The organism is Flavobacteriales bacterium, assembly GCA_021739695.1.
Classification (GTDB): Bacteria; Bacteroidota; Bacteroidia; order UBA10329; family UBA10329; genus UBA10329.
In genome coordinates, this window is record JAIPBM010000004.1 from 175,246 (window position 1) to 201,657 (window position 26,412).

General features: G+C 46.1%; 20 protein-coding genes. 7 read left to right on the plus strand and 13 right to left on the minus strand.

Features of this window, described 5'->3' with window-relative positions:
• The first annotated feature begins 106 nt into the window (after positions 1–106).
• Positions 107–1,693: a hypothetical protein gene (locus tag K9J17_03915; protein MCF8275859.1), complete on the plus strand. Its 1,587-nt coding sequence runs from the start codon at positions 107–109 to the stop codon at positions 1,691–1,693.
• Positions 1,694–1,894: 201 nt separating this feature from the next.
• Here the strand turns inward: K9J17_03915 and K9J17_03920 are convergent, their stop codons facing one another.
• The 7 genes from K9J17_03920 to kynU form a co-directional block, all read right to left on the minus strand.
• The gene (locus K9J17_03920; protein ID MCF8275860.1) at positions 1,895–4,225 is read right to left on the minus strand and encodes a DUF5723 family protein; all 2,331 of its coding nucleotides are present in this window, start codon (positions 4,223–4,225) and stop codon (positions 1,895–1,897) included.
• Positions 4,226–4,248: 23 nt separating this feature from the next.
• Positions 4,249–5,904, minus strand: a complete 1,656-nt coding sequence (locus tag K9J17_03925) for a hypothetical protein (GenBank protein ID MCF8275861.1) — start codon at positions 5,902–5,904, stop codon at positions 4,249–4,251.
• 47 nt (positions 5,905–5,951) lie between these two features.
• Positions 5,952–8,678 carry a DUF3352 domain-containing protein gene (locus K9J17_03930; GenBank protein MCF8275862.1) on the minus strand — a complete coding sequence of 909 codons (2,727 nt, stop codon included), beginning with the start codon at positions 8,676–8,678 and terminating at the stop codon, positions 5,952–5,954.
• A 63-nt stretch (positions 8,679–8,741) separates the two neighbouring features.
• A complete protein-coding gene (locus K9J17_03935) occupies positions 8,742–9,392 on the minus strand; it encodes an ABC transporter ATP-binding protein (protein ID MCF8275863.1) in 651 nt (216 codons plus the stop codon).
• Between the two features lie 43 nt (positions 9,393–9,435).
• Positions 9,436–10,467 (minus strand): alpha/beta hydrolase, encoded by a 1,032-nt coding sequence (locus K9J17_03940; GenBank protein MCF8275864.1) that lies wholly within the window; start codon positions 10,465–10,467, stop codon positions 9,436–9,438.
• Positions 10,468–11,070, minus strand: a complete 603-nt coding sequence (locus tag K9J17_03945) for a ribonuclease HII (GenBank protein ID MCF8275865.1) — start codon at positions 11,068–11,070, stop codon at positions 10,468–10,470.
• Between the two features lie 92 nt (positions 11,071–11,162).
• Positions 11,163–12,425, minus strand: a complete 1,263-nt coding sequence (gene kynU, locus K9J17_03950) for a kynureninase (protein ID MCF8275866.1) — start codon at positions 12,423–12,425, stop codon at positions 11,163–11,165.
• Between the two features lie 88 nt (positions 12,426–12,513).
• On the opposite strand from kynU, the gene K9J17_03955 reads away from it, so the two are divergent.
• Both K9J17_03955 and K9J17_03960 read left to right on the plus strand, forming a co-directional pair.
• The gene (locus K9J17_03955; protein MCF8275867.1) at positions 12,514–13,821 is read left to right on the plus strand and encodes a fibrobacter succinogenes major paralogous domain-containing protein; all 1,308 of its coding nucleotides are present in this window, start codon (positions 12,514–12,516) and stop codon (positions 13,819–13,821) included.
• Positions 13,822–13,825: 4 nt separating this feature from the next.
• The gene (locus K9J17_03960; protein MCF8275868.1) at positions 13,826–14,839 is read left to right on the plus strand and encodes a DUF1295 domain-containing protein; all 1,014 of its coding nucleotides are present in this window, start codon (positions 13,826–13,828) and stop codon (positions 14,837–14,839) included.
• A 63-nt stretch (positions 14,840–14,902) separates the two neighbouring features.
• Here K9J17_03960 and K9J17_03965 read toward each other — a convergent pair whose 3' ends face one another.
• From K9J17_03965 to K9J17_03980, 4 genes are read right to left on the minus strand one after another with little or no spacing between them, the layout of a single operon-like run.
• The gene (locus K9J17_03965) at positions 14,903–15,343 is read right to left on the minus strand and encodes a hypothetical protein (protein ID MCF8275869.1); all 441 of its coding nucleotides are present in this window, start codon (positions 15,341–15,343) and stop codon (positions 14,903–14,905) included.
• Positions 15,344–15,352: 9 nt separating this feature from the next.
• Positions 15,353–16,117, minus strand: a complete 765-nt coding sequence (locus K9J17_03970) for a hypothetical protein (GenBank protein ID MCF8275870.1) — start codon at positions 16,115–16,117, stop codon at positions 15,353–15,355.
• Between the two features lie 11 nt (positions 16,118–16,128).
• Complete coding sequence (locus K9J17_03975) at positions 16,129–16,977, minus strand: hypothetical protein (protein ID MCF8275871.1); 849 nt, start codon at positions 16,975–16,977, stop codon at positions 16,129–16,131.
• A gap of 21 nt (positions 16,978–16,998) precedes the next feature.
• Positions 16,999–17,409 carry a hypothetical protein gene (locus K9J17_03980; GenBank protein ID MCF8275872.1) on the minus strand — a complete coding sequence of 137 codons (411 nt, stop codon included), beginning with the start codon at positions 17,407–17,409 and terminating at the stop codon, positions 16,999–17,001.
• 189 nt (positions 17,410–17,598) lie between these two features.
• On the opposite strand from K9J17_03980, the gene K9J17_03985 reads away from it, so the two are divergent.
• A complete protein-coding gene (locus K9J17_03985; protein MCF8275873.1) occupies positions 17,599–18,864 on the plus strand; it encodes a hypothetical protein in 1,266 nt (421 codons plus the stop codon).
• Between the two features lie 452 nt (positions 18,865–19,316).
• On the plus strand, positions 19,317–20,288 hold the full coding sequence (locus K9J17_03990; protein ID MCF8275874.1) for a tetratricopeptide repeat protein: 972 nt from the start codon (positions 19,317–19,319) through the stop codon (positions 20,286–20,288).
• 40 nt (positions 20,289–20,328) lie between these two features.
• On the opposite strand, the gene K9J17_03995 is transcribed toward K9J17_03990, so the two are convergent.
• Both K9J17_03995 and K9J17_04000 read right to left on the minus strand, forming a co-directional pair.
• Complete coding sequence (locus tag K9J17_03995) at positions 20,329–20,604, minus strand: hypothetical protein (GenBank protein ID MCF8275875.1); 276 nt, start codon at positions 20,602–20,604, stop codon at positions 20,329–20,331.
• 82 nt (positions 20,605–20,686) lie between these two features.
• Entirely contained in the window at positions 20,687–23,308 is a 2,622-nt protein-coding gene (locus K9J17_04000; GenBank protein MCF8275876.1) for a tetratricopeptide repeat protein, read from the minus strand.
• A 69-nt stretch (positions 23,309–23,377) separates the two neighbouring features.
• On the opposite strand from K9J17_04000, the gene K9J17_04005 reads away from it, so the two are divergent.
• Both K9J17_04005 and K9J17_04010 read left to right on the plus strand, forming a co-directional pair.
• Entirely contained in the window at positions 23,378–23,542 is a 165-nt protein-coding gene (locus K9J17_04005) for a hypothetical protein (protein ID MCF8275877.1), read from the plus strand.
• A 255-nt stretch (positions 23,543–23,797) separates the two neighbouring features.
• The gene (locus K9J17_04010) at positions 23,798–25,927 is read left to right on the plus strand and encodes a T9SS type A sorting domain-containing protein (GenBank protein ID MCF8275878.1); all 2,130 of its coding nucleotides are present in this window, start codon (positions 23,798–23,800) and stop codon (positions 25,925–25,927) included.
• The last annotated feature ends 485 nt before the right edge of the window (positions 25,928–26,412 follow it).

The following is a 26,412-nucleotide window of genomic DNA, read 5'->3' on the forward strand; positions in this document are numbered from 1 at the left end:
GGGCAATCGCAGTTCGTTAATCGATAATCGATATTCGCAAATAGTTGAGTTGCGAATTCATTATTGTTCTGAACGATTGCTCACCTGCTAAATCCTAGTACCTCTCATGACCAACCTCATCTCAAAATGCGTGCTGTCCATCGACCTTGGTTCTAGCGGACCAAAGATCTCTGTTGTAGACGAGAGTGGTAAAATTCTGGCCACGCGATCGGGTAATTGCGAGAGCACCTATGTGCAAGATGGCAAAGGAGTGGAGCAGGATGCCAACGAATGGTGGTCACAGATCATGCTGCTATCCAAAGAGGTGATTGAAGAGTCTGGCACGGCCAACCGTATTGTTGCCATCGGTAATTGTGCCCAATATTTCAGTTCTGTGCCTGTTGATAAAGACGGGAATCCGACCCACAACGTCATTATGTGGGAAGACCTTCGGGCCGAAAAGTACGTTAGGGAAAAGCTTGGGAGCTTTCCCGCCATAGAAGGTTATAATGTTTTCAAGTTGCTGCGATGGCTCTCTTCTGTGGGCATACCGCCTGTTATTTGGGGCGTTGGCGCATCGTGCCACATGCTGCTGCTCAAAAACGAGAAGCCCGATGTGTGGAAAAAGACTTACAAGGTGATGGAGCCTTCCGATTTCATCAGCATGAAGCTGACGGGCAAGTTCCAAACAAACGAGAACACGGGTTTTACCTATGCCATGATCAAAAAAGCGGCATGGAGCAAAGGAACCTACAACAAGAATCTGATAGATGCATTGGGGCTCGATAGTGATCGTTTCCCAGACATTCTGCCTGTGGGTGCCGACCTCGGAGCCCCCACCAAGGAGGTGATAGAAAAGCTCGGTATCTCTGAAAATGTACGGGTGTTTTCGGGCATGCAGGATACCACCGCGTGTATGCTCGGAGGTGGCGGTTTTGACGACCTTGATATGGTGATTGAGATCGGCACCACTTTGAACACCGGTGTGGTAATAGAGAACAGAACCTTCGATATTCTGAACGCCATTTATTCGGTCAGCAGTCCGGTGCCCAACAAATTCATCATGGTGGGCGAGGCAGGCGCTGGCGCCAAAGCACTGAACTATCTGCTGGAAGGGTTCTTCCGCGTGGCCGATTCGCTTACACACATCAATGCCGAAACGGATGAACATTACGCGAAGATCGCAGACGTCATGGCGGCCCAATCGCCCATCGGGTGCAACGGTGTCATTTTTCTCCCGTGGATATTCGGTGCCACTTTCCCTGAGCCGGATGGCAATATGCGTGGCGGCTTCATCAATCTAAGTCCCGACAACTCGAGGAACGATATGATACGCGCAGTATTCGAATCGTATGCCATGAACTTTAAGTGGATGCTCGAACTCAAGGAAAAGAACCTCAAGGGCAAGATCAAGAAGGTGAACTTTACGGGAGGAGGCGCCATGTGGGAAACATCTGCTCAGATCTGTGCCGATGCCCTGAAGATCCCGGTGCACGTTATGGACGAACCTCGGCAGGCAAATACCAAGGGCATTGCAGCTGTTTGTTTTAATAACCTTGGTCTGGTCACCTACGAGGAGATGAAAACCAAGCTCAAGGTGAAGAAGGTATTCGAACCGCAACCAGAAAACTTTGCCTACTACGATAAGCAGTTGAAGACCTTCAAAAAGCTCTTTAAGAAGATGCGGCCTATTTATGCTGAGTTAAATAAGTAGAAGGTCCTTGTTATGTATTGCTTGCGGAGAGCCTGCCCTGAGCGAAGTCGAATGGAAGCATCTCTTTTCTGTTATCCTTCGATACAGAGATTCCTTCTTCCTCGGAATTACAAAAACCTCTGACATAGAACCGCATATTCAGGTAATTTTTTGACTGGAATAATAAGCGCCTTTTCCAAACCCACTTGGCGTTGGCAGCTCTTAGTCAAACACCACTTCCATTTCTACCCTACGGTTCTTGGCACGTCCTTCTGGCGTATCGTTCGGATAGGCAGGTTTGCTTTCGCCAAACCATTCTACCACAAATTTGCTGCTTGCAACACCTTTGTTGGTCAAATAAGCGCTTACCGATTTAGAACGTTTTTCAGAAAGTTTCATGTTTGCATCATCGCTTCCCACGTTATCTGTGTGGCCAGCGATCTTCAGTTTATAGTTCTCTTTTTTCTTAAGCACTTCTGCCAATTGGTCTAGCGAAGGGTAGGATGATGCTTTGATCACATCGCTTCCTGTTTCAAACTCAAGGTCATCAAAGGCGGTGTTCAATACTTCCTGCTCTTCTTTTTCAATTACAGGACAGCCTTTGTTTTCAACCGGGCCTGGCGTTCGCGGACACTCGTCTTCAAGGTCGATAACGCCATCTCCATCAGAATCTTGATACGGGCAGCCCTCATTGTCTGCCGGCCCAGGCACATCAGGGCAACGGTCCACGTTATCTAGCACGCCATCTCCATCTCTATCTCCCCACGGGCAACCCTTGTTTTCGGCAGGACCGGCCTCGTTCGGGCACTGATCATCATTATCCAAAATGCCATCACTGTCTCTATCTCCCCACGGGCAGCCATTATTATCTACCGGCCCGGCCACATCAGGGCAAGCATCTATGTTGTCGGTCACGGTATCCCCATCTCTATCTCCCCACGGACAACCTTTGTTCTCTTCAGGGCCAGCAACATCTGGACACTCGTCTACATTATCTGTAATGCCATCTGCATCAATATCGCCCCAAGGACAACCACCGTTCATGCGAGGTCCGAATTCCGTTGGGCAGTTGTCAACCTGATCAGGAATGCTGTCGAAATCCGTATCTGGGCATCCTAAATAGGCTTCTAACCCAAATTGATCTGGGCAGTTATCCACTTTGTCCAGAATTCCGTCTCCATCACGGTCGCTTTTCTTGCCCTCCTTATAGTTTACAACGAAGTTCAACCCGCTGTGGAAGTGTGCATTCTGCGTATGCTGCGGCATCATTGGCGCCAAGATGTTGTCCATGGCCAAGTACCATTGTACTGGTCCGAGCGTGAGGGCAAATCCTAGACCGAGGTTGGCAAAGTTGCGGTTGTTGTACATGTAACTTCCGCTCAGGTGGAAGATGGTTCCGAACTTATGCGTGTAGTTCAAGGCCACTGCAGGTTCAAAGTGCGTTTTGAATATCTCACCATAGAAATCAAGTCCCAAGCGGTCTTTTTCGGTGAATTTGTAAGCGCCACTTACATAGATCTGCGAGCTGAGTGTAGTGCTATATGTATTGGTCTTTTCCTGAATGTTGAACACGGATTTCAAGGTGTCGACAAACTCATTGAAGACATCTGCACTATCTGGCTGCGTGAGATACTGCGCCAGATCCAATCCTTGATAGGTGAATTGCGCATCGTTCAACTCGTAGCTCTTCACGTTGTCTTTCCAGAAGATCATTCCCAGATCATTGGCACTTGCAGCCACTTCCCACTTGTCATCGATCATATAATGTGCACCCAGATTGAATGCAAAACCGTGGTTTCCGCTGAAGGCGATCTTTGCCGCATTTACGTTATCAATGTCGTTGAAGAAACCTGAGGTTCGAGCTGTGAAATTGGCTTTTGCGGTGATGTTGTAATTGTTCGGGTCTGTGTAAATAGATGTTCCTCTATTGTCGGTAGAAACATTCACCGTTCCGTTCAAATATTTCACGGTAATACCTACACGGAGCTTCTTATCAAGCAGCTTCCGTGCATAACTGATTCCGTATTCGGTATACACAGATGCGTCTGCATTGAGTTTAGATAGGTCGATTTCCTCACCCAAAAAAGCCCCGTTTCCTTTCCAAAGGAATTCCAATCCTTTTTTCGGAAGCGTGAAGCGCGAAGCAACTCTTAGCGAGCTGTTTACATAGATGAAGTTGTTGGCATCGGGCCCAAAGGTGAAACTGAATGAGAGCAGATCGATCTTCGCATTCATCGTCAGGTAGTTGTTCTTACCCATCTTATCCAACGCGCCTTGCAGATCAACATAAAGCGAATCGTTCGCATCTTTCTTAATAAGCTGAGAATAAGCATGACCATTGTATCCAAGGGTGATGTGATTGCTGCTAAGCGCAGGAATGCCGATGTGCCATTTACTATCTGGGACAAACGCAGGGTTGATATACATACGCTGCGGAACGAGTGTCATTCCCTGCATGGTAAAATCGTACTGCGCCTTGGCCTGATAGGAGCCGAGCATCAACATGATGATTGCGAGAAATGAAAGGCTTTTCTTGAATAGTGGGTACGCCATGATTGGTTGGTCTGGTCGTTGTATTAAAATTCATCAATTACCGAAGGGCTCGCCTTCAGTTTAACCCGAAGTCCGATGTGCACTTCAATGTTGTCTTCAGTGTAAAGCTTGACGTTTCTTCCAGCATCATCTGTAGAGGTGATGTCGGCCGAAATCAACAGATACCTTGACTCAAATAAATGATCAATCCGAGCTCTGTCAAGTTCAATGTCGTTGTTTGTTTGTGTTGATGTAATGGTTTTTCCATCTGCATTCACCGTTCCTGAACGGATGATATACGAACCGTCCGTAAGAACAGAGTCGGTAAGTGCATAGGTCGAATCTGCGAAATACAATTTCAGCAATCCATCAACAGGGAAATGGCTTACTGTATTGATCCGCAACATGCCTTTTTCAATATTGTCTGCAAGCGTAGAAACGTCATCAAATGGCACTTCTACTGTATCGATGATGGTGAAATGGTTAGAATATCCCCAAAATGGAAGTTCAACATCTGCCACAACCTCAACCGAACTGTTCAATGTGGCAAAGTTGTATGCCGTTCCGTTGGGATTTACGGATGCTCCCACAGCATAATAGATCTTATCGTATTGATTGTTTATGACAGGTTTGATGTTGCTATTGTTTTGAGTGAAATAGTACTCGAGCTTGGTTGAGTCTCCAATCGAAGGCGCTGGAGGAATGATGAATTGACCACTTGGTATAAGGCTTGAAATGTCCAGATTCAATTGACCTGGATTGCCTGTTGCATAAAGCTCGTTGATGCTCACATTCATTTCAGCACCGATCGTGTTCTTCACTTTCAATTTAAACTTCGGATCCTCGAAATAGATTGTTCCTGTGTGATTTCCTTCCACAATATCCAAATGCACTTCTCCTGGATCTATGGCAAGGCTGAAGTTTCCGAAATAGCCATCTGCAAATGCCATTCTCAAACTCTCAAATGAATGATTGATCTGAACTTGGTTTGCAGATGTTGGTGTTGCTCCGCCACCTTGGTTCAGCGTAAGCAGATAATTGATTGGAAAGGTGTTCGGGCCGCTGCCGCTGTTAACGTCCATTTCGTAGCCCGCAAGTGGAATATTCATATCCACATTTACAGCACCGCCTTGGTAAACAATTGGGTATGATTGCGAAAATGGCACTCCATTCAAGCGTAATTCTGGCAACGTGACGAGCAAATTACCGCTGTGTTCAAAATTGCTGGTAAAGGCGATATTCATATTTCCGCTTTGGAAAACGATCTTATCCAATTGCGAACCTCCTGGGCCTGTTAGACCCAAGGTCATGCCCGTGTTCAGCGCAGTTTGCACCGTTTGAGTAGAATTGAAGGTGTTGATTTCGGCAGCATCAAGGTTCATGGTGCTGTTCATCGTCTGAAATTGTGGCAACTGAAAAAAGTCGTTCAGCGTTTGGGAGAAAACACGTCTGCGATAGATCAACGTGATGAAATTGTCTGGGTCATATTCATAGACGTTCGTTGAATCAGACATGCTGATGATCTCCTCAGCATCCAGAACGGAATAGACAATAGGAAATGCAATGTCCGGCTCCCATGTTACCATGTCTTCTTTCATTCTGTCAAAATCGAAGTTGTCTTTGTAGCAACCCGATAGGCTGATCAGCATTCCGGAAAAAATAAAAAGGGCGGCAATACTGCCTGAACGGTAATTTCTCATGACGATAGAATTGTGTCGCTTAGATTGCGAAAATAGGAACTTAAAACCTAGCGAAGCGTTTGGATGGACAGAGCATTGTCATTGCCAGCACTGATCACCATCATTCCCGACTCAGCATTGCTTACCGCGAATTTCGAATTACCGCTCAATGGAAATCCTTCCACCATTTGGCCTTTTGGGTTGAAAAGCACAAGCTGCTGCGGGTCTTTGTAGCAATAACCGATTCCAGCGCCTTGGTCGCCTAGGTCGATGATGAACGGAGCTGTAGCAGTTGGGTCTATGCGCTGCTCAAATACTTTTTGCTTCTTGTAGTTGAATACGTGAAGCACATTCAAATCGGAGAAAACGAATTCAGGTCCGCCATCTTTGTCTAGGTCGCAAACGAAAAAATAATGCTCAGGACTGTATTTGCCCAGATCCATTGGCTGCACATCTCCATCTAATGCAATGCGGTATATTTTCCCCTGCACATCTGTGATGTAAGCTCCCGTAAAGGCCACTTCGGATGACTTGAACACCTGAAGATGATTGTGCACCGATGGTTCAACTCGCTTCTCAACCTTCACTCGGTTTTTTCCTCCACGGTCCAGCAGGTGTATTTTCCCACTCGTTTCTCCAGTGATCAGGTAATCCTTGCCAGATACTAAGAGATGCTTGAATGGTTGTACGGTCGGGTCAGTGGAACGGGTATGTTTCCAGCCACTCACAGGCTTGCCCTTGATATCGAAGTTGTAAATGTGCTTGTTCTTGCAAGCAATCAGCAAGCGGTAATCGTTGTTTTTATCGTAGTCAAAAACGGCTAGTTCGGTTTCAGCAGGAGAATCCAATTCCAAGGGAAAACCATCTACCGAATTTCCATCTCGGTCTATCAGATGGATGAAATTCTTGGTGTTAAAGATGTACTGAAGCTTTCCGTTCTTTAAAGCATCAACTTGAACAGGTCGACTTTCGATGGGTTCAGAAATCTCAACTTTGAAAAGTTGCTGTCCCATCATATTGAAGAGATAAAGTGCATTGGTCTCGTCCTGCACAAGAATTTCCTGTTCGCCACTTACATGGTTGGTTACAAACACAGGCGGAATCTGTGCCTTACCACTCATTTCGGCTTCCCAAACCGATTCTTTGGTGTTCTTCCAATCTGGATTGTATTTCAGGAAAACATTGGAGTAGAACGATTTTCCAGTGGTAGATAATTGTGTTCCAACGGCTTCAAAACTGGTCGAAAGCGCTGAATTCTTATCCATGATGCTGTTAGCTTCTTTACTCAAATAGGAGTGAAGCATGCTCTTTGATCTGGAAAGTTGATGATAAGAGAATACGTTGAAGCTTGACCCTAGATTTTCAGAAAATCGTGAAAACGAAAGTTCTTTTGCCAGCGTCCTATCGGCCTGTATGTAAGTGAGGTATTGGGTCAGCGATTCTGGAGTTGAGCCGAAGACCACATGCTTATCCAAAACCATGTAAAACGGATTTTCATAACCGTCAAAAACATCACCGAACATATCTTTCAGAATTCCATTCAGCGCAAGTTGGCGTATGTCAACTCCGTTCTGATCAACGGTAACGGCTTCAATTCCATTCTTGGAACTGAGCGCTTCACCAAGGTCGCTCAGCAGTTTCGAGGCAAGGTCGGCAGATCGAGAATCGAACACCAAGAACCGATTGGAACCAGCGACCATTGCTTGCGGCTCTAAAGCACAAAACCCGAACGAATGACCGATCCATGCAAGCAGGTTCTGTTCAATATCTACTCCATAAAGGGTGTTTAGGCTGTCCAGTTTGCCGTCAATCGCTTTCAGTTTGCCGAAGCGGTTCAACAGCTCGCGGTAATCGCTCGAGAATGAAATCGCATCCTCAATGCCGAAGAATAGGAATGTTGCCGTATTCGATGGCAGAATTTCGGGAAACGAAATCGTCTGTGGTTGCTGATTCAAGAAAAGACTCAGAAACTGTGGTAGAGAATCGCTCACATACGAAAAGCCGTTGAACGTAAGACCTTCAGATTTCACGTTTGCATCCAGCACGGTCCACGATGCAAAGTCAGCAATCATCGATCGATCGCTCACTAGATCAGGTTTGAGGATTCTAGAAAGATATTCTGGAAGTTTCGCGTAGTTGATGAAAACGTTGGCCTCCACATTCTTTCCAGTGGCCTCCAGCGCGTTCGAAAATCCCAGATCCTCACGCAAGGAACGCCCATTTTCTAACTGACTGAAGGATTCTTGCAACAACTGCAGGTCAGAACTTGCAAGCACCAATCCATTCGAATTTGAACAGAAAAGCACGTCATACGGGTCTGTGAAAACGATCTTAAAAACGGACCGTTCTCCCAATTGCTGTTCTGTGATGGTGCTTGTTGATGAGAAGGCGTTTTTGAGAAGTTCCAACGCGTTTTTCGAATTCCCGTCTTTGGATTGCAAAGCGTAGAAAACCAGCAACGAATCGTTCTTAGAATGATAAGACGACCAAAGTGTGCCGCCAGCTAAAAGTGCATGAACCTCTGGATCCAGACGCAGAACCGAATCCAATCGGGAATTACGTGTGAAAAAACCTTCAAATTGCTCGACAGAACCAAGCACCTTGGCGTAATCCTGAGATTGAAATTTCTCCCATGCAGCAGCAAGATCTGGATAACTGATCACCACCGCAGCCGAAAGCGGAATGGCATCCACAGGGTCGGAAGATGTTTCAGCCTTTTGAAGCGAATTCCAGTACAGCCATCCACCGACACCTGCAGTGCCCAGAATGATGAGTACGATGAAAAGCTTTTTCACGGAATGGGGTTGTATGCAAAAAGGTACGCGATAAAGGCAAAGTTAGTATTTGGACCGAAGGGACTAAATGATCTGTCCATCCTTCATTTCCAATTTACGGTCGGCCATATTGGCCAATTCTTCATTATGTGTTACAATCACGAAGGTCTGATTGAACTTATCACGCAGGTCAAAGAACATCTGATGCAGTTCCTTTGCTGATTGACTGTCGAGGTTTCCGGATGGCTCATCTGCCAGAACAACCGCTGGTTGGTTGACCAATGCGCGCGCCACAGCAACCCGTTGTTGTTCTCCACCAGAAAGCTCAGAAGGCTTGTGGTGTATACGCTCCGCCAAACCCAGAAAACCAAGAAGTTCGGTGGCTTTCATTTCAGCCTCTGCTTGGCTTTTGCCAGCAATGAAGGCTGGAATACAAACGTTTTCCAACGCAGTGAACTCTGGCAACAGATGATGGAACTGAAAGACAAAACCGATGGCGCGATTTCGGAAATCTGACAACTTCTTATCCTTCAGTTTTCCAGCCTCAATTCCTTTTATCGAAAGGGTTCCAGAATCAGGTTTGTCTAACGTGCCGATTATATGAAGTAGCGTTGATTTTCCCGCGCCTGAAGCTCCTACAATGCTTACGATCTCACCTTCGTTTATCTGAAGACTTACGCCTTTCAGAACTTCCAGTTCGCCATATTTTTTTCGGATGTTTTCCGCGATGATCATCACTGCGAAGATATGCGAGATTCTTCCACGTCCTGAATCAACTTTAGTTGGACAAGCTTTCGTAGAACGAGACCATTTTCGATACGATCGTATCCGAGTAAACTTCGGGAATCATATGTCCCAATCCATCAACCCAAAGGGTTTCTGCATTCGGAATCAGTTCGGCTGTTTTCACCCCGTGTTCAAATGGAATGAGAGGATCTGATTTTCCGTGGATAACCAATGTTGGGGTAGAAAGACTTTTCAGTGCGTTGATGCGCGAACCGGAGCGTTCGATGGCTGCCGATTGTTGTCTGCTCGATGATCGGTTGTAACCTTTCCGACTGCGCAGATTGTACAGCGTGGCTTGAGCGATTCGTTCAATATCAAGGTCATATTGCTCGGATGCCGCCAAAATAGTGAGGGTTGCACAACTCATCTTCAAGGCGTCAAGCTCATTATCGCTCAAACCGTAAACCATCATGTTAATGCCTATCTCCTTGAAACAATCCGTTTTCAGCTCTGGAAGTTCAGGATCCATGATCCACGGAGTGGACATCATTGAGGTTAGACTGATTGCTCTTTCGGGATGCTCGATGCAAAGCGTTTGCCCGATCATTCCACCCAGCGAAACGCCACAGATGTGCGCCTTTTCAATTTCAAGCGCGTCCATCACCGCCAGCACATCATCCGACATATCGGAAAGTGAATACGGATGTTCTGGATCGAAATCATCCCAAGCCGACATGCCAACGCCTCGGTTATCCAAGCGGATTACTTGGTAGCCCTTGGCAAGAAGTCCATGGTTGAAAAACGTTGGCCAAGCCAACGCATCAGCCGCAAGTCCCATGATAAGAACAACGGTTCCTCGGATGGAATCTGAAGGCGTTTGAACATCATACCAGATTTTGGTGTCACCGTTGTGAGCGTATCCTTCAATTCCAGTATGCGGTTGAATCGGCAATTTGATCGCAGCTTCCAATCGCTGCTCTTGCTCAGGCGTGAACTTAACGGCCGAAGCGTGAACGTAAATAACCAATGCTGCAATAGCCGTGACTACAAACAGACCGAAAATGAGAATGATTTTCTTAAACATTTAAATCTCTTTGAAGGGTAATTCGGGCTGAAGTAACTGAAAACTCATGCGGTGCCATTCAGTTGGGCCGTGCTTTCGAATGCCTAAACGATGCTCTTTGGTCGGATAGCCTTTGTTCCGATCCCAACCAAAATGAGGATATTGAAGATGCAGTTGGCGCATGATCTCATCCCGATGCGTTTTTGCCAAGATGGAGGCAGCCGCGATGTTCTGGTATTTGCCATCGCCTTTCACAATCGTTTCGTGCGGTATCTTTTTATATGGGATGAATCGGTTCCCGTCCACAATAATGAGTTGAGGTTTGGTTTTCAATTGATCCAATGCGCGATGCATGGCCACAAAACTCCCTTTTAGAATGTTGATCTCATCAATCTCTACGTTGGTCACAATTCCAACCGCCCAGGCCAAGGCCTTTGCTTCAATTTCTGACCGAAGTAATTCCCTCGTTTTTTCGTTGATCTTCTTGCTGTCGTCCAATCCTTCAATCGGATTGTTTGGATCTAGAATGACGGCAGCGGCAACCACTGGTCCGGCCAAGCAACCACGTCCTGCTTCATCGCAGCCAGCTTCTAAAAGTTCAGTTTGAAATGTGTGAATGAGCATTGTTTGACCGCTAAGACGCAAAGGTTGCGCAAAGGACACAAAGAAATCAAAGAAAACTTCGCGCTCTTTGCGAAGTCTCAGCGCCTTTGCGGTTAACCCAAATGTTGCCTTAGAATATCAACAAACGTCCAAACATCTTCAAACGAATTGTAGAGTGGGACAGGAGCCAAGCGAATCACATTCGGTTCGCGGTAATCGGTAATTACGTTTTCATCAAGCAATGCTTGGTGCAGTTTCTTCGCTTCGTTGTCTACAAAAATCGAAATTTGGCAACCGCGCTTTTCGGGGTCTCGTGGCGTGATGATGCGAACATCTTTCGAGTTCAGATCATCCAACAGGAACTCCAAATATCCTGTCAGTTTCAGGCTTTTTTCGCGAAGCTTATCCATGCCAACTTCTGCGTGAATATCCAAAGCCGATTTATGTACCGCCATTCCAAAAACTGGAACGTTGCTCAATTGCCATCCACGCGCGCCTTCAGCAGGAACAAATCCGGGTTGCATTTTGAATCGTGAATCAGGATCGTTGCCCCACCAACCCGCAAAACGATTGAGTTCTGGGTTGTTGCAATGACGCTCGTGCACAAACATTCCCGAAACATTCCCAGGACCGGAATTCAAGTATTTGTAGCTGCACCAACAGGCGAAATCAACATTCCAATCGTGCAGTTGAAGTAGAATATTTCCCGCTCCATGGGCAAGATCAAAACCAACCTGAGCGCCTACTTTATGTCCTGCTTCAGTTATTGTTTTCATATCGAAAACCTGACCAGTATAGTAATTCACACCACCGAACATCACCAAGGCAATTTCATCTCCATTTTCCGAAATCGCGTTCAGAATATCTTCTTCCCGAATCAGGTCTTCGCCTTTTCGTGGGGCAATTTCAATGATGGCATCCTCAGGCTCGTAGCCGTGATGTTTCACCTGACTTTCCAACGCGTATTGATCGCTTGGAAAAGCCTTTGCTTCGCAGATGATCTTGTAGCGTTTCCCTCTCGGGTTGTAGAACGAAACCATCAACAAATGAAGGTTTACCGTCAAGCCGTTCATCACTGTCACTTCTTTCGGAAGTGCTCCAACCAACTTGCTCAATTGCTCTGGGAAAATATCCTGATAACTGAACCAAGGCGTTTTGGCGTGAAAGTGTCCTTCCACCGCAAATTCTGCCCAATCATCCAATTCCTGATTGACGAACTCCTTGGCGGTTTTTGGCTCCAAACCCAAGGAGTTTCCACAGAAATAGGTGGCGGGTTTTCCATTCAATTTTGGATGATGGAAACGATTGCGGTAATCCTTTAACGAATCACTCTCATCCAGTTTTTGCGCAAATGCTTTTGTGTTCTCGAACTGCATACGGCAAATGTCGGTAATTCAATGAATGAACCGAATATGACCCGATAGGGCTATTTGTTCAAATTATCAGCAAACATATTTTTGGAGTATGGATAATAGGAATGTTTTAACCTTAGCGGCAGCCTGCATGGTCGTTGCCTTGATGTTGTCTGGCTGTTTCAAAGACAAGAATGCCACGGAAGAAGTTTGCGATAACACTTGCCAGTACGCTTACGATGGTCAATGCGATGATGGCGGACCGAATTCTCTTTACAGCCTTTGCGATTGCGGTACAGATTGCGCTGACTGCGGCACAAGAGAAGTTTCCGATAATGATTGTTTGGACGGAAGCTCATCCAGCAGTTCTTCCTCAAGTTCAGGTGGTGGTTTTCAAAACATCGATGGGTATTGGGGAGACCCGACAAATGGAGTTACCTTGAAACTCTGTGGCAATAACCTCTACCGACTGACCATTGTGGAGCAGGCTGGGGGGGCAATTATTTCGGATGATCAAGGAACATGGTCTGTTTCGGGTTCGGTATTGACCTTGGTCGATGGTGCAGGAAATGGTAATTGGCTGTTTACGGTTCAGCAGCTCGACCTTGTAAACGGAATGCTCATTCTGAAAGACGGAACAACCACGTGGAATTGCATGCTTTTTAGCGATGACCCTTGCTTGGGCCTCGGAAGTTCGAGTGGCGGTTCAAGTTCGGGCGGAAGTTCAAGCTCAGGTGGCTCTTCCAGCTCTAGTTCTTCTGGCGGCCCGGTCTTTGGAACTGTAACAGATGATGATGGAAACACTTATCAAACAGTTGTTATTGGCAGTCAAACTTGGATGGCAGAAAACATGAAGACTACTAGAACGCGAAATGGACAGCCAATTCCATCTGGTTTCGGTCATTACACGGCTCCAATGTACCCAAGTGAAAATGATGTGCTTGCTATGACGTGGAAAGATAATAATCCCGCGCTTAAAGACGTTTGGGGTGGGCTCTACAATTTTTACACTGCCAACCTGATCTGTCCTAACGGCTGGCACCTACCAACCGCACAAGATTGGGAGACGTTAGTATCATACTTAGGTTCGGGAGATGCTACACAGCTTGAAAAAGTAGGCGCTTGGCCAATCAGTACCACAAATCAAACAGGATTCTCAGCAGTCCCTAATGGTTACGCTTATAATGATAATGGTTCGTTACACATATATGCGCCTCAGAATTATGCTTCCTGGTGGAGTAGCTATGTCGACCCGTCCTCTGATGCCAATGGATTTTCAGGTTACAATGGCCAGGGTCAGACAACATACAATACTCCAGTTTACTATGCTACATATTTTCGCCTCAATGGAGTTCAAACCGTGTTGGGAAGTCAGGATCCCAAAGGAAGTGGGCATCCTTGCCGTTGTGTAAAAGATTGATTGGGTGAGTAGGATTTTCGTTAGGCTTCTTGCCAACGCCATTCTGATCTGGAGCTTCTCGTGCTTCTATTTTTTCAACCCCTATTACAGTAGTTTGCTGAATGCCGATACCAAGAACACCATCTTGGTATTGGCCATTCTGCTTTCGGTCATCAGTTTGGTGGAAGCGCTGTTTCTAGCGAAGCAGAAAAGGTTGAATTACGGTCTGAAACTATGGCTTTCGCTCAAACAGCTTTGGAAGTCGAGTAGAGCAGCTATTCGAAATCCGAAGGATGGATTTAAAATCAGTGCATCAGCTAAACGAAACCTGCTCTTCGCATTGGTAAAATTCTTCTTCACACCTATCATGATCAAGTTTGCGGTGGGCAATTTCAACGCCATCAAATTCAAGTTGAATTTCTTCGCTTCGCATGAAATGGATTGGTTTTCCATGTCGTTTTTCAACGACCATTTTTACGGGCTCATGCTTGCGCTGCTGTTCTTCATAGATACTGCGTTCTTTGCCTTCGGATATTTGTTTGAAGCGAGTTGGTTGAAGAACAAAATACGTTCTGTTGATACGTCCTTTTTCGGTTGGTTTGTCGCCTTGGCTTGTTATCCGCCATTTACCGATTCATTTGCCAAATGGGCTCCATGGCATACGAACGATCATGCTTGGTTTGGTTCTGCTGAGGTCACTTTTGGAGCAAGAATTCTACTGTTGTTTCTCTTGATAGGTTATGTGGCGGCCACCGTGTCATTGGGCACCAAATGCTCCAATCTTACCAATCGGGGAATTGTGACCAAAGGAGCGTACGCCATTGTTCGGCATCCTGCCTACATCTGCAAAAACCTATTCTGGTGGATCGTACTCATTCCAGCCATTCCGCACACGCCACTAGCCATTTTTGGCATGGCCTTTTGGACAATGCTTTACTTTTTCAGAGCAATTACCGAAGAACGACATCTGATAAAAGATCCGGATTATCAAGCGTATTGCGCTAAAGTAAAGTGGCGTTTTGTGCCAGGGGTGATATGAAAAAAGCCACCCGAAGGTGGCTTTCAATTAGCAATCTGACAGTTCCAGTTTCCGTTAGCCGATTTAGTCTTTTTCCCAAGTTTGTCCCCAAAGGATAATCTCTTCAGTGTCTGAATTAAAAGTGAAGGATTCTGGTGCTCGTTGAAATAATGCATCCTGAAGTTCGCTACAAATCAGAACGGAGTTTTCGTTGCGCCATGTGATATTCACTCGTTCGTTTTCTTCGTCAATTTCCCAAAAAAAGCGCATTGAATTTGTACAGGGTGTTCCGCCCATCTCGCAATCGCGGTAGATTATGATTAGTCCAGTTCCACCGTTGCTGAAAGTTAAGCTTGATCGCTGCCCTACTGGTTCAAAAGCGGAGCAATGATTTACGATTTCCCAATCGCCTCCACTATCCATAAAAAGTTCTTCAAGGTCAACTTGGTTTTTCAAGCAGCTGCTTAGCGAACTGATTACTGCAAGTAGCGCAACTGTATAGAAGGTTGATTTAAGTTTCTTCATGATCATTGGTTAAAAGTTATAGCTAAACGTTAATCCATAACCAGCTTGACTGTTTACGGCAGCACCGCTGTAGCTATGAATGTTCATAATTGATGGAGATAGAGACGCATTTCCATTTGCCAACTGGTTCGCACGTTTCTTGTATTTGGCAGAGCTGCCCATAATGGCCGAGCCTGCAACCAACATGGCCAGACCGCCAACACTAAGAAGTGCCCCTCCGATTCGTAAAGGGTCTCCATCAAGTCCTGCATTCTCAAATTGATTTGCACGCGCAAACAGAATTATGCCTGGAATAATCATGACTCCTCCCACACCCAACAGAACCCCACCTTTTACCAGTTTTTTCTTGTAAAGGCGCATGTTATCTTCTTGAGTACGCCCCCATTTATCTACGTTTGATAGAGATGCTGAACTAGGTTGGTCCGTTACAACTACAGCACTACTTAAACCGCTTTCCGAATTTGAGTTGGGAGATGTCTGTTCAGCATTGTTGGTTGTGTAATCTTCTTGCTCCGTGGGAACTGGTTCAGCGGTTTGAGCCGTTATCATCTCTTTATCGCCATTGGCGTATTTGATCATAAAGAGTTCGGTTTTGAGCGTAGAGAAAGATGGTCCTTCGAGATTGTCTAGACGCTTGTATTTTACTTCGGATGATGAGATTTCGGTGATCTTCACATCCGTCTCATCTCCATTTAGGAAGAACAGACGGTCTTGTGCCAGGCTTTGCGAAACACTGAGAATAATGATGCTTAGAAATAGAATGATGGTTTTCATGATGTTGGTTTTTAGTCGATGCCGAAGGCATAGAATTTATGCATGATGTAAAAAGCGTACTCGTTTGGGCCAATTGGGTCTTTAGGAATCACCTCGTACACACCATCGGCAAGACGATTTATTTCTAATCTGATGTTGTTTTCGGTAACCTGTTCGGAGCTTGCACCACCCCAAGAGCCAGTGGTTTTCATGGATGGCATGTGGCGATCTTTGGCCGGGTCTCTTCGGCTGCGCTGCAACAGGTCGAATCGTACCAGTTTTACATAGTCAAGTGGGTCGAGTCCAGGGGCGATCTTCACCACAAAGCTGAATCCGCCATTGCTGCTCAAGCGAACATTGGAGCGGTCTCCTTTCATCATCCAAGAAGAACTGCTGCTTGCATAAAATGGCGCAGCCACAGTAGAGGTTTTTATCTCAGGTGTGCCTTTTTCCAGTTGAACGATCTGTCCACTTGCTCTATCAATTACGTAAGGCTGATTATTGAAGTAATTGCCATCCTGCCCAAATGCTTCTGCGTTGAAACCGTTGGGTCCTGTTGCTGGAGCAGACGAAGCGGCCGGAGTAGAAGGAACTCCCGCAAAACCTGATGCAGGCGTAGCACTGGCAGCCGGAGCAGCGCCCGGTTTGGTTATTACCTCACTTTGCCCGTTGGCGTACTTTACCTTGAAAACCTTGCTGCGCTCTACCACAAACACAGGTCCATCTAAGTTGTCCATGCGTCTGTATTTGAGTTCGGATGAGGAGATTTCGGTGAGTTTGGCCTCAATCTCATCTCCTGTAAAGAGGTAAATAACGTCTTGCGCAATGGATTGAGAGAGAAACAGGCCTGTGCAAAACAGAATGGCAATAAGTTGTTTCATTTTGTATGGTGATTTGAAGGTTTAGTCTTTCTGAAATGTATATCCCTGCAGTACAATAACAGATGTACTGGTGCTTACGGTAACAAGCTCTGTTGATGGATAAATTCCAGAGTTGGAGCTAATTCCCTGATTGCAAATAAGTTGTGCCGAACTTTGATTGTTGTACATCACACTGACAATACCTGTCTTCTCATCAACCGACCAATTGAATGGTAATAGATTGAAGCAAGGGTATCCAACAACGCATTCATCGTTCACGCTTAAAGTGCCCGAACCGTCACTTCTAAACAACAGAAACCCGAATTCATAACAATGGTTTGTCAGATTCCAGTAATCGCTGCGTACTAAATAATCTGAGATTGATTCCTTTTTAATACAACCTGATTGAATGATGACCAAAGCAAGCAGAAATGATTTAATGATGTTTTTCATGACGAATTTCTTTGATGGCGCAAGGTTTTAAGTTCTATTCATCGAAACAATGGCCCTTTCGGGTCATATTTCGGGTGGACTTGAATTCAAGACTTTTTGGTAGCTAGTCCGCTGAAGGTGAGAATATGACCCTATAGGGCTATTGCAAGTATTGGAACGGAGCCTGTTCTTTGCTTCAAAATGAACATGATGAGAAACATTACACATTTGGCCGCACTGGCAGTGTTGCTGGTAGCGCCCGTTTTCAGTGGTTGCGAGAAGGAAGACCTTCCGGATAATAACAACCCTGTGGATTCGAACTTTGCGGTGTATACCAACGATAGCGGTGTGCCCAACGAAGAGGCCAACGCGCTGCAAGCGGTTTACACCAATGAACTGACCGGTGATGTGGTTGACTTTTACGGAAATTTCGATGCGGAGGGTAGTCCGCTGCAGGTGCAGACCATTAGGGTAAAGCAGGCCGATTCGGATACTGTCATCAACTTCATCATCAACCCCATTACCAACAATTTCGATAAGGCCATTCTGGAAGTGAACGGGTCGAGGTTGAATACGATGGTCTCTTTCTTTTTTCCGCAAGGAGACACCAGCATGGTGATGAGCTATTACGATGTGAATTGGAGCACTGGTGAATCTGAACTGATCTACTCCAGTGAGTTACTCACCTCAAACGGAACCGTTGTGGAACGCCCTATATTCTATCAGGAAAGGTTGGCATCGCCACAGGATGGTGGGACATTTGTAACGCTACTGGCTGGTGTAGGAACGGGTGTTGTTGTAGCTGAAATAGTTTCCGGTGTCGGAGGGGGTTTTACTTTGGCAGGAACTGCTGCGGGTAGCGCAGCGCTGGGAGTGGCTGCGGCTGGAGCTGCGGTTATTGCAGGTGTACTCATCGTTGGCGGGGTATTGGTTGCAATTACCAGTAATGCCAACGCCTCAGAACCGCTTCCGGCAGGAACCCCAGGCCCACCTGGAACGCCTCAGAGTAATCCTACGCCAGACCCCGAGCCGCAGATACCCACGCCTGTAAATCCGTGTTTGACCAATGGGGTTAATGTAACCGTAGGTGTAGACCCAGGTAATTTATTGGTGGCTATTGCCACGGGCGGAACAGGAGGTCCGTACACGTTCTCGTGGTCAACAGGTGCAACTGCAACAGCAGGAACTTACACCACGCTTACACCGGGGCAGCCCGGTACCTACAGTGTAAGTGTGGTTGATGCCAACGGCTGTGCTGCCGCTGGTTCTGCAACCATTGGAGAAGGTGTTGGAGAATGCCAATTGTGTGCCGCTAATAGTGGACAATACAGTTGGAGCAACGGCTCTAGCAGCTCTTGCATTACTGTAAATGAACCAGGAACATATACGGTTACAGTAAGCGATACCCTGCTGCCAGATACCATCAATGAGCAATTTGAGGTGCTCGGTGTGATCGGGGATCTGGTGTGTCCGTAGTATGCAACCTTACGTAGCAATATTGACTGTTGCGCAGGTGGAAATGACAACAAATGAAAACGGGGCCAATTGGCCCCGTTTCCGTTTACGCTGCTGGGTTGATCACCCGATCACCTCCACACTGTAGAGGCCCTCAGCATCGGGGCTCATGTTGGTAACATTCAGGTTGGCATTGTAATACCGGATTCGCTAATGTTGGCCAAGCAGAGAAGCACTCATTCAAATGTTCTGATAACGACTTTACTGAAGTAGTTCTTAGTGGTTGGTCTAACAGTAAAAAATAGTATGTATACGTTATAACCAAATCCGGTTGACGCAAGTTACTTGCCTGCTTAACAATACCAATTCGGTACGTAAAAAACCATTGAGATCGATGCAAAAGCATTCGTTGAAACGACTCTTGGAGTTTCGGGTCGGTGAATGAATTCGCATTCTACAACTTGCATTTCACCATGAAGGAACTATCCGCCACAAACACGATCAATGCACTTCAAGATAAGTTGAGTGAGTGTAATGCCAAAAAGCAGAATGATTCTGTAAAGCTGCAGTTGCTTCTGGAATTGGTTGAATTGCTGAAGGATGAAAATTTCATAAAGGCTTGTGAATATGCTTATGAAGCCATTGAACTAGCGGAAAAACTTTCTGATGCTAAAGCCAATGCCAGAGCAAGAGAAGGTCTTGCCAATAGTCTCTGGAAGATGTCTGAATATCAGGAAGGTATCATCCAATTTCAAGCTGCTTTAGATCTGAAACTCGGTTTGTCAGACCATTATGGTGTGGCACAATGCTATTGTGGAATGGGCATCGTATCGGGTATTCTTGAACAGTACGATAAGGCACTCGACTATTTTGAGCGGGCCCTTTCTTCGGCTCAAGTCGCCAAACGGTTCCAGCTTTCAGCAGTCATTACGGGTAATATCGGTAACGTGTATTTTAAGCTTTCACGTTTCGAAGATTCCATGCAATGTTTTCAGCATGCACACGATTACTTTGTAGAGATCGGACACATTCGGGGAATTGCAGATATGCTTGATGGTATGGCGGGTATTTACGTTCATCGAGGCCAGTACGAAGAAGGGATTGAAATTCTGCGCAAATCCTTGGCATTACGCCAGCAGGATAGGCATAAACGAGGTATTGCAGTTGCCATGCTTAACATAGGAATAGCAAAAAAGGAAGCAGGAGAGTTGAAACAAGCAAAATTCGAACTCGAAACAGCGCTAAACTATATGCGATCCATTAATCTCAAAATATTTGAGCAGGAGCTTTTTCAGCAGCTTATGGATGTATGCCTAGAACTTGGAGAAACGGAGAGTTTTCGAACATATCTGCAGGATTATGAGCGTGCTCAGTATGAAGAACTTAAGCAGAAAGGGCAGCAGCGCAATAGTATATCCAAACTAGGTCAAACACCTGCTTTCTGACGAAAGGTAGCAGATTCGAATTTGGCAGCCGCTGCTGAGGTCAATGCTTTATGCCACCGAGCAACTCCTTTGCCTCGACCCGAAGCTTGATGTTGCCTCCGAGTAACTGCTTTGCCTCAACACGAAGCTTGATGTTGCCACCGAGCAACTGCTTTGCCTCGACCCGAAGCTTGATGTTGCCACCAAGCAACTGCTTTGCCTTAACCCGAAGCTTGATGTTGCCTCCGAGCAACTGCTTTGCCTTAACCCGAAGCTTGTTGTTGCCACCTAGCAAGTCCTTTGTGTCATTCCTTTTATTGGGAATGGCAAGGAACAACTGTTTTGCCCCAATCCTTTTATCAGGAATGCCACGCAGCTGGTATTCTATCTTTATTCCCTCGTTGAATGCTGGGGATCCATTAGGTCCATCGAATACCGATCAAACATATATCATCGGTCTGTTCCTCATTTCCTTTCCAATTGTTCCATGCCTGTTTAAAGGAATCTGCTTGTTGCTCCATAGGTAAACGCTCAATTTCCTCAAGGATCTTGCGTAACTGTTTCCGCATCAGTTTTCTGCTATTCGCCCCTCCGAACTGATCATAGACCCCATCTGTAAACAGGTAAAGCATATCTCCTTTCTGCAGCAGGTGCCTGTGGCCTATGAACCGAATAGGCGATTCCATACGGCCAATGGATGTGCGGTTTCCTTTGAGTTCAATAAGCTGGTTGTCCCTGTATATCCAGCAGGAATGGTAAGCGCCAGAAAAGCAAAGTTCACCTTTGGTCATATCAAAACGGCACAGTCCAATATCCAGACCATCTGTAAGATTCGTTCCGCTTTGGCTGAAATGTGCGCTTACCTCTGCATTGAGTTTATTCAATAATGTAGATGTATCTGCCATTGGGTTGTTCTCCAAAACGTGGAGCAGACCATCAATCCCGATTACGCTAAGCATGGCGGCAGGCACTCCATGTCCGGTGCAGTCTGCAACTGCAAAGTATATCAGGTCGTCCACTTTCTTTCCCCAGTAGAAATCGCCCGAAACCACATTCTTGGGTTCATATATCACAAAAGATTCTGGAAAATCCTCCCTGATGCTTGCTTCAGATGGTAGCATGGCGTGCTGTAGGGTTTGCGCATAACGCAGGCTGTCATTCAACTCATTGTGTGCCTCCTCAATGCGCTGCTTTTGTTCTGATATGAGTTTGTTGCTGCGTTTTTTACGTTGTAGGTCGCGCATGCCCAATACACCTGACAGCAAGAGCATGATAAAACCTATGCCGGCTGCGTAAAGTTTCCACTCCAGACTGTTGAGTTCGGCTTTGCTGAGATTCTTCTGCATTGCCAAACGCTCTTCCGACATTGCTTTCTGTGCCTCTAATCGGTACCTGAAATCAGCCGCCAATGCCTTCTTCAGGTTTTCTTCACTCAATACGCTATCTCTCATCAGCATATATTCTTTGAACATGACCAAGGCTGGTAGATGGTTGCCTTGTTGTTCCATTATCTGGGCATTGAGCAATGCACAGTCGCGTATCTTGCTAACATTGCCAAGCAACTTGGCGTTGTCATACGCTTTCATTGCAACCTCAGCTGCTTCGGCTTTCTTGTTCTGCTTCAATAGTATGCGGGCAATGCCCAAATTGTAAGAAACAGAGACTTCTTCGTCTCCCACTTCTGTCTGCAATTCCAAGGCTTTCATGTAATTGTTAAGAGCCCCGGTTTCATTCCCTTGCTTCTCCAATACCGATGCTTGGTTGATGAGACTAAGCGCCATGCCGCGCTTGTCGGTAAGTTCGTTCTGTATGGCATAGCTTTTATGGTATAATTGTAAAGCACGGTTCAGTTGCCCCATGACTTCATAAATATTTCCTTGATTATCGAGCGATCCTGCAATTCCTTTTCTATCGCCCGTCTGCTCGCGTATGTGCATACTGGCAGAAAAGTACGCTAAGGCCTTTTCGTATTCCTCCAATTCCCGGTACACTATTCCCAGATTGTTCAGCGTAACAGATTCGTTCTGTCTGCTACGACTGGCCCTATGAATGGCCAAACTACGTGTGTGAGCATCTATGGCGCCTTGGTAATCTGCCTGTTTTGAATAGATGCGCCCCATGGTGTTCAGGCAAGTGGCCACACCGGAAGAGTCTCCAAGTTCGGTACGTAGCGCAAGACTTTTCTTCAAAGTGTCCAATGCGGCTGAGTAAACACCCATGTCCTGCAACACGTAGGCAATATTGTTAAGTCCATACGCTTCCGACTGCATATCGTTGGCCAGCCTATCGATCTTTACGGCTTCGATGAACATGTTCATGGCAGAGTCGCGCTGCCCCACGTAACGCATTACAATGCCAATGTTGTTGTAGGTTCTACTAAGGGCGCTTGTATTTCCAGAACTTAACTGCAGCGCCAGCGATCTTCGGTAATAATAGATAGCGGAATCGTGTTTGCCCGTGAATTGGTCGTGCAGGACACCTATGTTGTTCAGTGTCATTATCACACCCGTGGTATCCTGTAGCTCTCTCTGTTTGGCCATGGCTTGGCGATACCGTACAAGCGCACCATTGTAATCTCCTTGGTCTGCAAATACGTTTCCCAAATTGGTAAGCGTTGCTGCCTGTGCTTTCTGGTTTCCGATCTTCCTATCAAGCGCCAAGGCCATCTGCAGATGCAGGGCGGCACTGTCCAACTTCCCCAATTGCCAATATGCCACACCCATGGTGCCTTTGATCCGTGCGTTCAGGGCATCATCATTCCGCGCCTCGCGCTCCACAAAATGCGTAAGCTCTCTTGAAATAATGAGGGCACTGTCTGGTCTTCGGTACATGTAATGGTCCCATATCAGGTCATCAAGTGCAGTGGCCCTCTGCGTGTAGGTCTGCTCAGAAGCATTCCACACACCGAGCAATGCATCAGAAATCTGAGACTGACCATAACAATAAGTGCCAACAGAAAACAGCAATGCGCTGGTAAGTATCGAGGGTAAAATGAAGTTCCAATTAAGAACCGATAGGGGGCTTTTTACGCCTTGATGCATGGCCTGGATGTATTTGTTGCGTTGCGTACGACAAGCCCATGTGTAAGTGATGACTCTAATTGGTTAATTATGAATCACATTATAACTAAAACGAGCTACAACAGCAATGCTGATTACGCGGATACTGTTATGGCAGGCAACTCCTTGGCGCCACCTGTCAGGAGGCGGGGCAAAGCAACTCCTTGGTGGCCAAAAGAGCCCACCGAGTTTTTGAAAACCCCGAAGGTCTGCTGAAGGAAAACCCTCGGAGGTCTTACAAAACGACTCCTTTTTACACTCCCTTTACAGAGAATGGCACGCGACCACTGTTTTACCCCTATTCGTTTGCCGCTATCGGTGTTTGATAGCTGATCCATCTAAGTGAATATGCTCTGTACTCCAGTTGTTGCCCCAATAAATGGTTATCAAGTCGCTTGATTTTTACTTGACAAGGTTATTTACTGTATGAACCGAAGGTGCATATTCGTTTAATAACTAAAACCAATAACCATGAGATTGATATTACTAAACCCTTTAAAGGCAGTTCTATTACTTGGCCTCGTTGCAATGGCAACCATTACTAATGCGCAGCAGGCACCAGGCGGTGGTCCCATTTATTGGGAGCCAGGCACATCTGGGTTCTATATTTCTGATAACGTGAACGACCGGGCCAGAACCAACTTTGCCATTCCATCTGGCAGCTTTACAGTAGAATTGACCTATAGGCTCTGTGATTCTGAATTGACAAACCCCGAGTGCATAATAGACGCTCTGGGTAGTACTGTAGGAGTAGGGTTTGAAGTTACCGCCACCAGCTCAGGGTTTCAAGTAAGAACCAAAGCCTCGGGGGGTGGTGTACAGACCACTAACGTGAGCTACGCATTTCAGAATACAGATTGGCGTTATTTTACCTACGCTTACAATGCAGCAGATTCCATGAACCAGATCTGGGTAGATGGTTTCCCTACAGATCCTTTTCAGGCTCCCATAACCCCCTATACGTCCATTACTTTCGGTGGATTTGACAGTAACGCCAATGCATCGTTCAATGGATTTTTAGAGGATATCATTATTTCAGATACGGTACTGTATGCAAATGAGCCTTTGCTTGCCAGTATCTATCCGGCCATGACCGAACATGCCGTGGCCAAATGGTCGTTTGAAGACGGACAGAATGCTATGGTTTTCGTAGATAGTGTGGCTGGGCATTTATTGCTCGGACAAGGAGGTGCACACGCCATTGCCATTCCAGAGGGAATTGCGCAGGACACCATTGTGGTTGTTGCGGGTAGTTCGGTAATGATAGAGGCCAACGGTGGCGCAATTTGCACTTGGACCCCTTCTACGGGTCTCAGTTCCGAAACAGGTATCAGTGTCATGGCATCTCCCGAAGTTGATACATGGTACACAGTGGAGATTTCTGATTCAAGCGAATGTGCACCGGTATTCTTCGATGAGGTTTTTATTCGAGTTGTAGCACCCGAACCCGGTGTGGTTCCTGAAAATGTAACGGGAGTGTATTATAGTGACGGTGATGGCGACAAGGCAGTTTATGTAGGAACTGTTATTCCGAATGAAAGTGACTTTACACTGGAAATGATATTCAATGCATGCGGTCAGGATCCTGGCAAACTATTCGATCAGCTAGGTTCAACGGCAGGTTATGGCATGCATCTGTACTTTCCTACCCCACTGGAACTTGAAGTGAGAATGAGTGCTCTTGGAGGCACAGCGCATGTCGAAAACATCACACTTACAGAGGATGTGACCGGAGCATGGCATCATTTGGCGCTTACACATCAAACAACAGACAGTATCAATACGGTGTATTTTGATGGCGTTGAGCTTGCCTCCTTCGTAAGCGGTTTTACCTCTCTTTCAACGTTTACGGCCTTAGGCAACAACGATCAGAACGACCTTTCATCCTATCATGGCCGTATGGATGATGTACGTATATCTGATATTGTACGGTACACTGGTTACTTCAATGTAGACACACTTACCATCGTGAACGATGCCAATACAGTAGCACTTTGGAATTTTGAAGATGGTCAGAATGCTACAACAATGGCAGATGTAACAGGAAATGGATTTGATCTGATCGGTGAAGGAGGAGCGCATGTAAATGCTGTACTTGGTTCGAGTGAGTACGCAGAGTTTTTCGGTACGCCTGTTCAGATTGAAGCCTATGGCGGAAGCATCTGTTCTTGGACACCAACAGATGGCCTGGATGATGCCACTGTTTTTAACCCAATGGCCAGCCCAACAGAGTCTGGCTACTACTACGTAACAGTTACTGATACCAATGCTTGCTACACTTATCAGGACTCCGTTTACATTGAAGTTGACCTTACAACAGTGGGAATTGACGGGAATTCAATCTCGGAAGTTGTAGTGTACCCGAACCCAGCCAATGGAAACCAAGGATTCAAGATCTACGGACTGGACAACTCGTTCAACTACAACGCACAGTTGCTGGACATAGCTGGCCATTTGATACAGACCCAAGCTTTAAAAGAGGGGCATTGGTTCAGCACTACAGGTGTAGCAACAGGAGTTTACCTGCTCTCATTGCAGCGGAAAGATAGAGGCGCATGGGTTACTGTTGACTCCATTCGTATTGTCATTCAAGACAAGTAACACAAGCGGCAGTTCAATTTCAATCTACTCTAGGGCTCAGACCCTAGGGTAGATGCACTTCACTGCAACTCGTCAAGCAGGTGGGTTTGAGAGCATTCTCTTAAGACCTCCGAGGTTTTCAAAACCTCGGAGGTCTTACAGAACAACTCCTCGGTAGCCCTGTCAATAAAGGAGTTGCTGCAAAAAACCTGTTCTGTTCCACCGCCAATTAGCAAGTCACCAATTTCCGTACGGCATAACCTAAAATGGTGCGGAGTTGGGTTGGATTTTACCTGAAATTATAATTCCAGCACACCGGAATCGCGGTAAAATTGTGGCATGGAACTACTAACGAGCCTGGTTAGTTCCTTTCAGGGGTAAAGGGGATGGTGACATGTTTTCATTAGGTTAATTTGATTGACGTTTTACGCCTACTGTCATCATCCCTGAAGCCTCCTGTCCGTTTCAAAGCAAAGAACCTAGGCGAAATATACCATCATTAAATA